At 74.1% G+C, this 12,119-nt stretch carries 14 protein-coding genes; 12 read left to right on the top strand and 2 right to left on the bottom strand.

Annotated features, from left to right (window positions below; translation table 11 throughout):
• Positions 1–188: 188 nt before the first annotated feature.
• The 4 genes from GFJ45_RS02270 to GFJ45_RS02255 all read left to right on the top strand — a co-directional run bounded on the left by GFJ45_RS02270 (position 189) and on the right by GFJ45_RS02255 (position 3,571).
• Positions 189–476, top strand: a complete 288-nt coding sequence (locus GFJ45_RS02270) for a hypothetical protein (protein WP_153393703.1) — start codon at positions 189–191, stop codon at positions 474–476.
• A gap of 118 nt (positions 477–594) precedes the next feature.
• Positions 595–1,833, top strand: coding sequence for a Gfo/Idh/MocA family protein (locus GFJ45_RS02265; RefSeq protein ID WP_153393701.1), 1,239 nt, complete (start codon positions 595–597; stop codon positions 1,831–1,833).
• Positions 1,834–1,866: 33 nt separating this feature from the next.
• A complete protein-coding gene (locus GFJ45_RS02260) occupies positions 1,867–2,784 on the top strand; it encodes a DUF6807 domain-containing protein (RefSeq protein ID WP_153393699.1) in 918 nt (305 codons plus the stop codon).
• Positions 2,777–3,571 (top strand): cupin domain-containing protein, encoded by a 795-nt coding sequence (locus GFJ45_RS02255; RefSeq protein WP_153393697.1) that lies wholly within the window; start codon positions 2,777–2,779, stop codon positions 3,569–3,571. The genes GFJ45_RS02260 and GFJ45_RS02255 overlap by 8 nt, the downstream gene beginning before the upstream one ends.
• 52 nt (positions 3,572–3,623) lie before the next feature.
• On the opposite strand, the gene GFJ45_RS02250 is transcribed toward GFJ45_RS02255, so the two are convergent.
• Entirely contained in the window at positions 3,624–4,448 is an 825-nt protein-coding gene (locus GFJ45_RS02250) for a class I SAM-dependent methyltransferase (protein WP_153393695.1), read from the bottom strand.
• 124 nt (positions 4,449–4,572) lie between these two features.
• Between GFJ45_RS02250 and GFJ45_RS02245 the strand changes: the two genes are divergently transcribed.
• The 5 genes from GFJ45_RS02245 to GFJ45_RS02225 are packed head-to-tail and all read left to right on the top strand — an operon-like array spanning position 4,573 to position 9,109.
• Positions 4,573–4,848, top strand: coding sequence for a hypothetical protein (locus GFJ45_RS02245; protein ID WP_153393693.1), 276 nt, complete (start codon positions 4,573–4,575; stop codon positions 4,846–4,848).
• On the top strand, positions 4,845–6,347 hold the full coding sequence (locus GFJ45_RS02240) for a sodium:solute symporter family protein (protein WP_153393691.1): 1,503 nt from the start codon (positions 4,845–4,847) through the stop codon (positions 6,345–6,347). Before GFJ45_RS02245 ends, GFJ45_RS02240 begins: the two co-directional genes overlap by 4 nt.
• Positions 6,344–6,997: a GntR family transcriptional regulator gene (locus GFJ45_RS02235; RefSeq protein WP_194288467.1), complete on the top strand. Its 654-nt coding sequence runs from the start codon at positions 6,344–6,346 to the stop codon at positions 6,995–6,997. Before GFJ45_RS02240 ends, GFJ45_RS02235 begins: the two co-directional genes overlap by 4 nt.
• Positions 6,994–8,220, top strand: coding sequence for a CaiB/BaiF CoA transferase family protein (locus GFJ45_RS02230; protein WP_153393687.1), 1,227 nt, complete (start codon positions 6,994–6,996; stop codon positions 8,218–8,220). The genes GFJ45_RS02235 and GFJ45_RS02230 overlap by 4 nt, the downstream gene beginning before the upstream one ends.
• A gap of 1 nt (position 8,221) precedes the next feature.
• The gene (locus GFJ45_RS02225; RefSeq protein WP_153393685.1) at positions 8,222–9,109 is read left to right on the top strand and encodes a hydroxymethylglutaryl-CoA lyase; all 888 of its coding nucleotides are present in this window, start codon (positions 8,222–8,224) and stop codon (positions 9,107–9,109) included.
• Positions 9,110–9,128: 19 nt separating this feature from the next.
• On the opposite strand, the gene GFJ45_RS02220 is transcribed toward GFJ45_RS02225, so the two are convergent.
• Complete coding sequence (locus GFJ45_RS02220) at positions 9,129–9,506, bottom strand: DUF1801 domain-containing protein (protein WP_153393683.1); 378 nt, start codon at positions 9,504–9,506, stop codon at positions 9,129–9,131.
• Positions 9,507–9,681: 175 nt separating this feature from the next.
• On the opposite strand from GFJ45_RS02220, the gene GFJ45_RS02215 reads away from it, so the two are divergent.
• From GFJ45_RS02215 to GFJ45_RS02205, 3 genes are all read left to right on the top strand, one after another.
• Entirely contained in the window at positions 9,682–10,173 is a 492-nt protein-coding gene (locus GFJ45_RS02215) for a flavodoxin family protein (protein ID WP_153393680.1), read from the top strand.
• Positions 10,174–10,255: 82 nt separating this feature from the next.
• Entirely contained in the window at positions 10,256–11,188 is a 933-nt protein-coding gene (locus tag GFJ45_RS02210; RefSeq protein ID WP_153393678.1) for an ABC transporter ATP-binding protein, read from the top strand.
• Complete coding sequence (locus tag GFJ45_RS02205) at positions 11,185–11,952, top strand: hypothetical protein (RefSeq protein ID WP_153393676.1); 768 nt, start codon at positions 11,185–11,187, stop codon at positions 11,950–11,952. The genes GFJ45_RS02210 and GFJ45_RS02205 overlap by 4 nt, the downstream gene beginning before the upstream one ends.
• The last annotated feature ends 167 nt before the right edge of the window (positions 11,953–12,119 follow it).

The raw sequence follows: 12,119 nt of genomic DNA, 5'->3' as shown, positions 1-12,119 counted from the left end.
GGCCTTCAGCCGCGCCCACCGGCACCCCCTCGGTCAGGATCAACGGTTCTCGCCGCTGCGGCGGGACGCGAGGGAGGTCATGCATGTCGGCGTCGGAGGAGTCACCGGGCCACGCCGGGTACCAAGCCGACGGGCGGCTCGGACCCGCACCGCGGCCGAGCGGGCGGAGCTCCGGTGCGCGACATGCGGTGCGAGGCATCCTGGCCGCCGTCCTGGCGCTCGCCGTCGTGGGTCTTCCCGCCGGGCAGGTAGCGCTGCTCGCCGTGTTCAGCTGGACCGGGTGCTTCATCGAGTGCGGCGACCCCGAGCCCGTCGTGGGCCTGATGTGGGCGGGACTGTCGATGAGCCTGTTCAGCGTGCCGGTCGTGGTGGGCCTGCTCGTCGCCGGCAAGCCGTTCCGGCGGATCTGGCCCCGGCTGCTGGTCGTGGCGGCCGTGGTGCTCGGCGGGCTGGTGCTGCTCCAGCGCGTGGCGTGATGCCGCTGCGCCCCGCTCCGCGCGGCAGGGTGGTCGGCGCGGCACGGTGATCGTCGCGGGGCACCCGGGTCTGCTAGGTTGATGAGGGAAAGCGCATTCCCAACTGGAGGGCACTCGTATGCCGACCGCGCCTCCCCGTCCCGACTCCGCTCCGCTCCGTGCCGGGATCGTCGGCACCGGGGGGATCGCCGCCGCCCACGCGCGGGCGCTCCGCGCCCACCGGGATGACGTCGAGCTCGCCGGCGTGGCCGACCTGGACCGCGGGCGCGCCGAGGAGTTCGGCCGGGAGCACGAGGCGGCCGCCGTTGCCGGGAGCCTGCAGGAGCTGCTGGCCAGCGGGGACGGCCTGGACGTCGTGCACGTGTGCACCCCGCCCGGCACGCACGTGGCGCTGGCCGCGGAGGCGCTGGCCAGCGGGGTGCACGTGCTGCTGGAGAAGCCGCCGGCGCTGTCGCTGGCGGACTTCGACCGGCTGGTCGCGGCCCAGGACGCCGCCCCGGCCGACCGGAGAGGCCGGCACGCGCGCGCCGGCGTGGTCTTCCAGCACCGGTTCGGCGCCGCCGCCGAGCGGCTGCGCCGGTGGCTGGGTGACGGCACCCTGGGCCGCTCGCTGCTGGCCACCTGCCACACCCAGTGGTACCGGCCGCCGTCCTACTTCGAGACGCCCTGGCGCGGGACCTGGGACGCCGAGGGCGGGGGCCCGACGATGGGCCACGGCATCCATCAGGTCGACCTGCTGCTGTCGGTGCTCGGCCCGTGGCGCGAGGTCCGCGCGGTCGCGGCCCGGCAGGCCCGCGACGTCGACACCGAGGACGTGTCGATGGCGCTGGTCACGATGGCCGACGGCACGCTGGTCAGCGTGGTCAACTCGCTGCTGTCCCCCCGGGAGAGCAGCGAGCTGCGGTTCGACACCGAGCACGCCACGGTCGAGCTGCACCACCTGTACGGCCACGGCGAGTCCGACTGGCGGCTCACCGCCGCACCCGGCCACGAGGAGCTGACCACCCGCTGGGCCGACGAGGCGGGCCGCAGCGCGCGCGACACCGTCGACCCCGTCGACCCGGTCGATGACGCCGACCCCGCCGAGGCGGCAGGGGCGGAGGTCGACCGCACCAGCCACCGCGGGCAGGTCGGCCGGGCGCTGGCCGCCATCCGGACCGGCGGGCCGCTGCCGGTGCCGCTCCCGGACGCCCGCCGCACCCTCGAGCTGAGTGCCGCCATCTACGCCTCGGCGTTCACCGACCGCACCGTGCGGGCCGGCGAGATCGCCCCCGGCCACGCCTTCTACGACCGGATGGACGGCGACGGCACGCCCTGGCCGGCCGCCGGCGCCGACGGCACGTCCAGCCGCCCCTAGCCACGCCGCTACCGACCCGGAGGAGACCCGCCCATGATCGAGCTGGTCGAGCACGACGAGGCGCTGGAGGCACGCAGCGGCGGCCGGCTGCTGTTCCGCTACGTGCACCGGCCCGCCGAGCCGCAGCTGGAGTCGCCCAAGCCGTACCTGCACCCGATCCACGACCTGGCCGGTCAGCTGGTCACCCTGTACCGGCCGCACGACCACGTCTGGCACAAGGGGATCTCCTGGGCGCTGCCGGTGGTCGGCCGGCACAACTTCTGGGGCGGCGGCGACTACGTGCCCGAGGTCGGCGGCTACCTCCAGCGGGACAGCAACGGGTCGATGGAGCACCAGCGCTTCACCCGGCTGGGCACCGACGGCGGGGCGCTCGCGGTCGAGGAGGAGCTGGTGTGGCGCACCCGGGCCGGCGCCGAGGTCGTGGCCGAGACCCGGACGCTCGGCGCCCGCGTGCTGGACGAGGCGACCTGGGTGCTGACCTTCACCTCGAGCATGCGCAACAGCAGCGAGGAGCCGCTGCCGATCGGCAGCCCCACCACCAAGGGCCGGGAGAACGCCGGCTACGGCGGGCTGTTCTGGCGCGGGCCGCGGTCGTTCACCGGCGGGCAGGTGCTGTCCGCGGGCGTGGCCGGTTCGGGTGAGGACGTGCGCGGCAGGCGCGCGTCCTGGTGTGGCTACAGCGGCCGGCACGACGGCACCGGGACCAGCTCGGGCATCGTCATGGTCGACGGGCCCGGCAACCCGGCTTGCCCGCCGCAGTGGTTCGTGCGCAGCGAGCCGTTCGCCGCGCTGTGCCCCGCACCGTTCTTCAGCGAGGAGGTCGGCTTCGACCCCGGCGCGACGCTGACGTTCCGCTACGGGGTCGCGGTCCATGCCGGCGCGCTGGACACTGGGACGTGCCAGGACCTGGTGCAGCGGGTCCACGACGTGCTGGAGGGCGGCGATGGCTGAGTCGGGCTTCCCGGGGGCGGTGAACGTGAGCCACCTGCAGGTCTACGACTTCCCGGTGCCGGACGCCGACCACATCCTGGCCGGCGAGCTGGGGAGCGGCCCGGGCGCCGGGACGGCCCTCGACTGGGAGCTGGTGGGTGGGGGGACCCCGCACCTGCACACCGTGTCGGCCGAGGCCTACGTCGTGCTCGCCGGCAGCGGCGCGGTGCAGACCCTGGACGGTAGCGGCGCCGGCCAGCACGCCCTCGCACCCGGCGAGGTGTTCTGGTTCACCCCCGGCACGGTGCACCGGCTGGTCAACACCGGCGGCCTGGAGATCGTGGTCATCATGCAGAACCGCGGCCTGCCCGAGGCCGGTGACGCCGTGCTGACCTTCCCGCCGGACGTGCTGGCCGATCCCGACCGCTACCAGCAGGCGGTCCGGCTGCCCTCGTCGGACGCCGGCCCGGACGCCGTGGCCGAGGCCGCCCGCCGCCGGCGGGACCTGGCCCTGGAGGGTTACCTCGTGCTCCGGGACCGGGTCGAGCAGCACGGCCCGGAGGCGCTGGAGCCGCTGCACCAGGCCGCCGCGGTGCTGGTGAAGCCCCGGCTGGAGGAGTGGACCGAACGGTGGGAGCAGGGCGCCCGCGCCCAGGCCGACCGCACCGGCCAGCAGCTGGCCCGGCTGGCGGCCGGTGACGCCAGCTACCTGGCCGACGCGCGTCACGACCACGCCGAGGGGCACCCCGGGCCGCGGCGCGCCGGGATGTGCGGCTGGCTGCGGACGTTCCCGCTCGGGCCTGGCTGACCCGCGGACGGCGGGCAACCGGGCAGAGGTAGCGGCCGGGCCGGGTGACCGGTCAGGCCTCCGGTGGGTCGCCGGCCGGGCCGCACAGCACCTCGCCGTGCAGCAGGCAGAACCACGCGTCCGGCTCCCCCGCCCACTCCCGCCAGCCGTCGGCGAGCGCGGCCAGCTCGTCCTGGTCGGCCAGGCCCCGCTCCAGGGCCGTGCGGGCGAAGGTGCCGGCAGGGTCGCTGACCCGGTCGGCCCACAGCTCCCCCCACCACCGGGCCTCCTCCCCCACGTGCAGCCAGGTGCTGGTGCTGGGCACCACCCAGGCCGCGCCGGCGGCCCGGGCCCAGGCGTACAGCGCCCGCCCCGCGTCCGGGTCCCCGCCGCCGGCGCGCGCGACGCTCTGGTAGAGGCGCATCCAGCGGTCCAGCGCCGGGTGGCGCGGGTACCAGGCGAACGCGGCGTAGTCGGCGTCCCGCGCCGCGACGACGCCGTCCGGGCGGCACACCCGGAGCATCTGCCGCAGTACCGCGACCGGGTCGGCCACGTGCTGCAGCACCTGGTGGGCGTGCACCACGTCGACGGAGTCGTCCGGGAGCGGCAGGTCCGTGGCGTCGCCCACCAGCAGCCGGGGACCGGCCACCCGCTGCCGCTCCAGCTCGGCCCGGGTGAGCGCGAGTGCGTCCTCAGTCCGCTCCAGCGCGGTGAGGTGCTCCGGGCCCACCAGGCGGGCCAGGTCGGCGGTGATGGTGCCCGGCCCGGAGCCCACGTCGAGCAGCCGGTGGCCGGGGCGCAGGTAGGGCAGCAGGTAGGCCGCCGAGTTCTGCACCGTGCGCCACCGGTGGGAGCGCAGCACCGGTTCGCCGTGGCCGTGGATGTAGGTCGCCGCCATAACAGACCTGTGTACCGGATGAGCCACGTTGTGTACAGAACTTGGCAAAATCCCGACGGCTGGGGTTGACGGTCGCCTCTTTGTATACAAGCCTTCGGTGGGTCCGACCACGAAGGGATCAACGATGACCCACCAGCGCGCGGTGCCGCCCGCCCGTGAACCCATCTCGCGACCGCTGCTGTGGATCCTGCTGGCAGTGGCCATCCTGGCGGGAGTCCCCTGGTACGTCCCTGCCGGGACGGTGGACCCGTTCGTGCTGGGCCTGCCCGCCTGGTTCTGGGTCTCGGTCCTGGCGGCCGTGGCGCTGTCGGCGATCACCTGCTGGGCCTGCCTGACCCAGTGGCGGCTGGAGGACGTCGAGGACGCCAGCGGCCAGCAGGGTGGGGAGGGGGACCGGTGAACCTCACCTTCGGAGGCGCCAGCGGTGTCATCATCCTGCTGGTCTACGCCGCGATCATGCTCGCCCTCGGCTGGGTCGCGGGTCGCCGGCGGCCCCGGGCCAAGGAGTCGCTGGCCGGCTACTTCCTGGCCGGCCGGGACCTGGGCCTGGTCGCCCTGTTCTTCACGCTGTACGCGACCCAGTACAGCGGCAACTCGGTCGTGGGCTACGCCCCGACCGCCTACCGCACGGGGTTCTCCTGGTGGATGTCGGTGCCGTTCATGACCGCGGTCGTGGTCGCGTACCTGCTGTTCGCGCCGCGGTTGTACATGGTCGCCCGGCGCCACCACTTCGTCACCCCCATCGACTGGATCCACCACCGGTTCGGCTCCCGGGCCCTCGCAGGGGTGGTGACCTTCCTGCTGCTGTGGGGGCTGGGCAACTACCTGCTGGAGCAGCTGGTGGCCATGGGGCAGGGCATCAGCGGGCTGACCGGCAACACCGTCCCCTACCAGGTGGGCGTGATCGGCTTCGTGCTGGTCATGCTCACCTACTCCTGGGTGGGCGGGATGCGCGCCGTTGCCATGACCGACGTCATGCAGGGCATCGCGCTGCTGCTGGGGGTGCTGGCGCTGCTGCTGGGCGGCCTGTACCTGGCCGGCGGCACCCCGGGCGCGGTCACCGAGTACCTGCACACGCAGGCGCCGGACAAGATCGCCACCCCGGAGTGGCCCGGCCTGGTCGGCTGGCTGTCGATGATCGTCATGGTCGGCCTCGCCGCGGCGATGTACCCCCACGCCATCCAGCGCGTCTACGCGGCGCGCAGCGAGCAGACGCTGCGCCGGTCCCTGGCCGGCATGGCCTGGATGCCGCTGGTGACGACCGCGTTCGTGTTCGTCATCGGGATCATCGGCATCACCCTCTACCCCGGGCTGACCGAGGGCGAGTCCGAGCAGCTGGTCGGCCGGATGGCCAACGACGTCGCCGCCCTGCACCCGGTGATGTACCTGCTCATGGTGGTCTTCTTCGGCGGCGTCGTCGCCGCCATCGTGTCCACCGCCGACTCGGCCCTGCTGGCGTTCGGCTCCATGATCTCCCGCGACGTCTTCGGGCAGACCGCGATCGGCCGCCGGGCCGACGAGGCGACCCAGGTCAAGGTCGGCAAGTGGGTGAGCGTGGCGGCCGTGGCGGTGCTGCTGATGATCGCCTGGAACCCGCCGGGCACCCTCTACCAGATCTTCGTGCTCAAGCTGGAGCTGCTGGCCCAGATCGCACCGGCGTTCATGCTGGGGCTGTACTGGAAGCGGATGTCCGCCACCGGCGCCCTCGTCGGGGCCGCGGTCGGGGCGGTGCTCGCGGGCGGGCTGACGTTCGCCGGCTACGAGAGCCCGTGGGGCCTGCCCAACGGCATCATCGGCCTGCTCGCCAACGTGGCCTTGGTCGTGGTGCTCTCCTACCTCCGGCCGGACCCGCGCACCCCCGACACCGCCCCCGTGCGGACCGAGCAGGTAGCGGCGTGAGCCCGACCTCGACGGCCGAGAGCTACCAGCGACTGCGCGAGCTGGTGCTCTCCGGGATCTGGGGGCCGGACGAGCCGCTGCGGGAGGAGAGCGTGGCCCAGCTGCTCGGCACCAGCCGCACCCCGGTGCGCGACGCGCTGCGCCGGCTGGAGAGCGACGGGCTGGTGCGGATCACCCCGCGTCGCGGGGCGCGGGTGGTCTCGCACTCCGCCGCCGAGGTGGACGCGATCTTCGACCTGCGGGCACTGCTGGAGGGCCATGCCGCCCGCCGGGCCGCCGAGACCGGCGGCTGCGGCGACCTGGCCGAGCTGGAACGGCTGGCGAACGCCATGGAGGAGGAGCTGGCCGCCAACGGCCCCACCGCGGAGGTGACCCGGCTGAACCTGGCCTTCCACCGCCACATCCACGACGGCTCGGGCAACCCGCTGCTGACCCACCTGCTGGAGAGCGTCATCGCGACCAGCCTCGTCCACAGCGCCTTCGCCTCCTACGACGCGCAGGAACGCGAGCGCAGCGTCCGCCACCACCGTGAGCTCATCGAGGCGATCCGGGCCCGGGACGGCGGCTGGGCCGGGTCCGTCATGGCCGGCCACATCCGCGCCGCCCACCACGTCATCCGCCGCACCCGTGAGGAGGGCCCCACCCCGTGACCACCACCCCCGACACCCCTGCTCCCCCCGACTCCGGCCCGCTGGCCGGCATCCGCGTGGTCGAGATGGGCACCCTCATCGCCGGTCCGTTCTGCGGGCAGCTGCTCGGCGACTTCGGCGCCGAGGTCGTCAAGGTCGAGGACCCCAGCTCCGGTGACCCGATGCGGCGCTGGGGCGTGGAGGAGGGCGGCGACACCTCGCTGTGGTGGCCGGTCATCGCCCGCAACAAGAAGTCGGTCACCTGCAACCTGCGCACCCCCGAGGGCCAGCAGCTGGCCCGGGAGCTCATCGCGCAGGCCGACGTGCTCGTCGAGAACTTCCGGCCCGGCACCCTGGAGCGCTGGGGGCTGGACTACGACACCCTCGCCGGCGACAACCCGGGACTGGTGATGGTGCGCGTCACTGGCTACGGCCAGACCGGGCCGTACGCCGAGCGGGCCGGCTTCGGCTCGGTCGGTGAGGCCATGGGCGGGCTGCGCTACATCACCGGTGACCCGTCCGCGCCGCCGAGCCGGGTCGGGGTCTCGATCGGGGACTCGCTGGCCGGGCTGTTCTCCGCGCTCGGGGCCACCATGGCGCTGGTGCAGCGCTCCCGCTCCGGCCAGGGCCAGGTCGTGGACACCGCCATTTACGAGGCGGTGCTGGCGATGATGGAGGCGCTGGTCCCGCAGTACGCCCACGGCGGCGTGATCCGGGAACGGACCGGGTCCATCCTGCCCGGCGTGGCCCCCAGCAACGTCTACCCGACCGCCGAGGGCGACCAGGTCGTCATCGGCGCCAACCGCGACACCGTGTTCGCCCGGCTGGCGCAGGCCATGGGGCGGCCCGACCTGCTCACGGACGGCCGCTACCGGGACCACGACGCCCGCGGCCGGCACCAGAGCGAGCTGGACGAGCTCATCACGGAGTGGACCTCCGCGGTCCCCACCCAGCAGCTGCTGGGGCGGCTCCACGAGGAGGGCGTGCCGGCGGGGCTGCTGTACACGGCCAGGGACATGCTCGGTGACGAGCACTTCCGCGCCCGGGAGGCGATCACGACGCTGGTCCACCGGACGCTGGGCGACTTCCCGCTGCAGAACGTCACCCCCCGGCTGTCCCGGACGCCCGGCCGGCTGCGGTGGCTGGGACCGGAGCTGGGTGAGCACAACGACGAGATCTGGGGTGGGCTGGTGGGCCTGGACGAGAGCCGCCGGCAGCGGCTGGCAGCTGAGGGAGTGGTGTGAGATGGCCGCTGACGTGGTGCAGCTGGTCGAGGTCGGGCCGCGGGACGGCCTGCAGAACGAGCCGGAGCACCTCTCCCCCGCGGTGCGGGCGGAGCTGGTGTCGCGCCTGGCCGGGACCGGGCTGGGCCGCATCGAGGTGGGCAGCTTCGTCAACCCGAAGCGGGTGCCGCAGATGGCCGGCGTCGAGGAGGTCATCGCCACCGGTCACGCGCCCGGCGTCACCCGAGGCGCTCTCGTGCTCAACCCGCGCGGCTACGAGCGGCTGCGGGAGGCACCGGTCGAGGAGGTGCACCTGGCGTTCTGCGTGACCGAGACGTTCAACCAGCGCAACCAGGGCCGGCCGGTCGAGCAAAGCATCACCGAGACCAACGAGCTGGTAGCGGCCGCGCGCGCCGACGGCAGGCGGGTGACCGTCACCCTCGCGGCCTCGTTCGGGTGCCCGTTCGAGGGGGCGGTCGACCCGGGTCTCCCGCTGCAGGTGGCACACCGGATCGAGGGCGCCGACGAGCTGCTCTACGCGGACACCATCGGCGTCGGCACGCCTCGCCAGGTCCGGGCGCTGCTGCGGGGGTCCCAGGACCTCGGCGTGCCGGTGGGGCTGCACCTGCACAACACCCGCAACACCGGGTACGCCAACGCCTACGCCGCGCTGGAGGAGGGGGTGGCCGTGCTGGACGCCTCCGTCGCCGGGCTCGGCGGGTGCCCGTTCGCGCCCGGGGCCACGGGCAACATCGCAACCGAGGACCTGTGCTACCTCCTGGAGAAGGAGGGGGTCGAGCACGGTGTGGACCTGGACGCGCTGCTGGCGGTCGCGCGCTGGGTCACCGGCGTCCTCGGGCGAGACCTGCCCGGGCAGCTGGTGCGGGCCGGCCGGTTCCCCGGCGCCTAGCCGCAGCCGGTCCGTGCCGCTACCGGCGCGGGGTGCGCCGCGCGGCCTCCTCGACCAGCGCTGCGATCCCGGGCCGGTCCAGCTCGGTCTCGTCGTGGAACCGGATGTGGCGCGCCCGCTTGCCGGTGCCCTCGAGCAGGCCGTGGCGGTCGACCTCGGTGAGCTCGGCGCCGCGTGCGAACAGCAGGTTCACGTGCGTGGTGTGCGGCACGACCGCCACGATGAGGCCGTCGGAGGTGCCCGGGTGGTAGGTGAAGGCCAGCAGCCGGGCCGTGGTGTCCACCTCCTCCTGCGCGTCCGGCAGCAGCGAGGCGACCAGGTCCTGGATCCGCACGGTGAGGTGGCGGACGCGCTGGTTCAGCCCGGCCAGCAGGAGCTCCGCCTCCGAGGCGCTCATGGAGCGAGCCTAGCCCCGCGGCGAGACCACGCGGGAGGTCATCTGCCGCCGTGGTCGTCTCCCACTACGGTGAGGCGAGACGGGTACCCGAAGGAGCCTCGATGCCCACCTCGCCACCACGTCCCGTGCTCGCGGGCGCGGTCTGCCGTGGTCAGCGCCTGACCGGGCCGGGCCGATGAAACGGCTGCTGGTGGTCCACCACTCCCCCACTCGCGGGGTGCGCGCGCTGACCGAGTCGGTGCTGGCCGGCACCCGCGACGACCTCATCGAGGGCGTCGAGGTGCTCGAGCGAGGAGCCATCGCGGCCAGCGCGGAGGATGTGCTGGCCGCCGACGGCTACCTGCTCGGGACACCGGCCAACTTCGGCTACATGTCCGGGGCCCTCAAGCACTTCTTCGACAGCACGTTCCTCCAGGTCGGTGGCGCGCTCTCGGCCAGCGGAGCGGCCGACGAGTCGGTCGGGGCCACGCACGGGCGCCCGTTCGGGCTGTACGTGCACGGCCGCTACGACACCGCTGGCGCGGTGCGCTCGGTCAGGTCGATCGTCGGCGCGCTCGGCTGGCGGCAGCAGGCCGAGGTGCTGGAGGTCGTCGGCGACGTCACCGACGAGCACCGGGAGGCCGCCTACCAGCTGGGCGGCACGCTGGCGGCACTGCTCGCCGAATAGCGGCCGCCGGCCGGCTGACCTGCACGGAACCTTCACAGTTCGCTCGCTCTCTCCGTCCCGCCTCGGACCTAGCGTTCCAACCATGATCAGCGTGCGATCCCTCAGCAAGCAGTACGGCAGCGTGCGGGCCGTCGACGGCGTCTCCTTCGACGTCGAGCCGGGCAAGGTCACCGGTTTCCTGGGGCCCAACGGGGCGGGCAAGTCGACGACGATGCGGGTGGTGATGGGCCTGGACCGACCCACCAGCGGCACGGCCACCATCCATGGCAGGCGGTACGTCGACCTCGCGGCACCGCTGCGCGAGGTCGGGGCCCTGCTCGATGCCGGGGCGATGCACCCAGGCCGGACCGGACGCGCCCACCTGCGGATCGGGGCGCGGAGCAACGGCATCGCGCGTTCCCGGGTCGAGGAGGTCATCGCGGAGGTCGGCCTGGGGAAGGCCGCCGGGCGGCGCATCAAGGGCTACTCGCTCGGGATGCGGCAGCGGCTGGGGATCGCCGCCGCGCTGCTCGGCGATCCGCCGGTCCTGCTGTTCGACGAGCCGGTCAACGGTCTCGACCTCGACGGCGTCCGCTGGGTCCGCACGCTGCTGCGTGGCTTCGCCGACGAGGGGCGCACCGTGCTGGTCTCCAGCCACCTGATGAGCGAGATGCAGCTGATCGCCGACCGCGTCGTCATCATCGGCCGGGGACGGCTGATCGCCGACGCCGACATCGACCAGGTGCTGCGCGGGCTGGGCGGGCAGCGGGTACGGGTCAGGACGCCACGGGCCGACGCGCTGGGTCAGCTCCTGGCCGACCGTGGCGTCGTGGAGCGCACCGCCCCGGGAGAGCTGGAGGTCACCGGCCTGCCCGCCAGCGAGATCGGCGACCTCGCCCACGCCCGCGGTGTCCCGGTGCACCACCTCGCCGAGGTCGAGCAGTCACTCGAGCACGCCTACCTGTCCCTCACCGAGGACAGCGTCGACTACCACGGCCGCCCGGCCGAGCCGATCGCGAACGGAGCGACCCGATGAGCACCGTGACCGTCCTCACCCGCACCGGCCGGGCCGAGTGGGGCCGGATCTGGAGCGTCCGCTCCAGCTGGGCCTTCGTCGGTGCGATCACCGTCGCGGTGGTCGGTGTCGGCACGCTCATGGGCTACGACGCCTCCGGCGACCCCGCGGGCGTCCCTCCGGGCGCCAGCGCCTGGGACGCCGGCCGGCAGACTGCCATGTTCGCGCTCTTCGGGATCACCGCGATGTCCGTGGTCACCGGCGCGGCCGACGACGGCACCGGTGGCATCGTGCCGACCCTGCAGTGGACGCCCCGGCGTGGTGTGCTGCTGGCCGCCCGAGCCGGTGTGATCGCTGCCACGGCGAGCGTGCTCGCGCTGGTCCTGGTGGCGTCCGCGAGCGTGGTGGTGTGGCTGTTCGTGCCCGAGTCCGGGTTGCCGGTGAGAGCGGGCGCGGAGATGCTCGCCGGGCTGGGGCTCGTCTTCGGCTGTGGCGCGCTGCTGGGGGTCGGGCTGGCGCTGGTCACCCGCAGCACCGCGGCCGGCCTGGTCAGCGTGCTCGCGCTCATGCTGGTGCTCCCGCTGCTGCTGGCGCAGCTGGGATACCCGTGGGCCGTCACCGTCGCCGCTCACCTGCCCGGAGCGGGCGCGCTGTTCCTGGTCTTCGGCGAGGGGCCGAGCGACGACATGACCACGACGTCGGCACGGCTCACCCTCGCCGCGTGGGCGGTCGCGGCGCTGGCCGGTGGCGGGTGGCGCCTGCTGCGCACCGACGCGAACCGGTGAGCACCCACCGTCGCCTGACCCCCAGGCCGCCACCTCGCCACCTCGCTGAAACGACGCCTGGGGTCCGGGGCCGCCAGCTGGCCGGCGACGACGCGCACCGGCTGCTGGGCCGAGCCCGGCGGCAGCGCGTTGCCGCCCCGGCCCCGGCACCGCCAGACTGACCGGAT

This window comes from Ornithinicoccus halotolerans, from assembly GCF_009602535.1.
Classification (GTDB): domain Bacteria; phylum Actinomycetota; class Actinomycetes; order Actinomycetales; family Dermatophilaceae; genus Ornithinicoccus; species Ornithinicoccus halotolerans.
Note: the sequence above shows the minus strand (reverse complement) of the source record. Positions and strands in the feature narration are given on the sequence as shown.

Coding starts and splice junctions, on each gene's coding strand:
- GFJ45_RS02265 (WP_153393701.1), top strand. CDS start 595: ATGCCGACCGCGCCTCCCCGTCCCGACTCCGCTCCGCTCCGTGCCGGG.
- GFJ45_RS02260 (WP_153393699.1), top strand. CDS start 1,867: ATGATCGAGCTGGTCGAGCACGACGAGGCGCTGGAGGCACGCAGCGGC.
- GFJ45_RS02225 (WP_153393685.1), top strand. CDS start 8,222: ATGGCCGCTGACGTGGTGCAGCTGGTCGAGGTCGGGCCGCGGGACGGC.
- GFJ45_RS02245 (WP_153393693.1), top strand. CDS start 4,573: ATGACCCACCAGCGCGCGGTGCCGCCCGCCCGTGAACCCATCTCGCGA.
- GFJ45_RS02255 (WP_153393697.1), top strand. CDS start 2,777: ATGGCTGAGTCGGGCTTCCCGGGGGCGGTGAACGTGAGCCACCTGCAG.
- GFJ45_RS02215 (WP_153393680.1), top strand. CDS start 9,682: ATGAAACGGCTGCTGGTGGTCCACCACTCCCCCACTCGCGGGGTGCGC.
- GFJ45_RS02210 (WP_153393678.1), top strand. CDS start 10,256: ATGATCAGCGTGCGATCCCTCAGCAAGCAGTACGGCAGCGTGCGGGCC.
- GFJ45_RS02205 (WP_153393676.1), top strand. CDS start 11,185: ATGAGCACCGTGACCGTCCTCACCCGCACCGGCCGGGCCGAGTGGGGC.
- GFJ45_RS02220 (WP_153393683.1), bottom strand. CDS start 9,506: ATGAGCGCCTCGGAGGCGGAGCTCCTGCTGGCCGGGCTGAACCAGCGC.
- GFJ45_RS02250 (WP_153393695.1), bottom strand. CDS start 4,448: ATGGCGGCGACCTACATCCACGGCCACGGCGAACCGGTGCTGCGCTCC.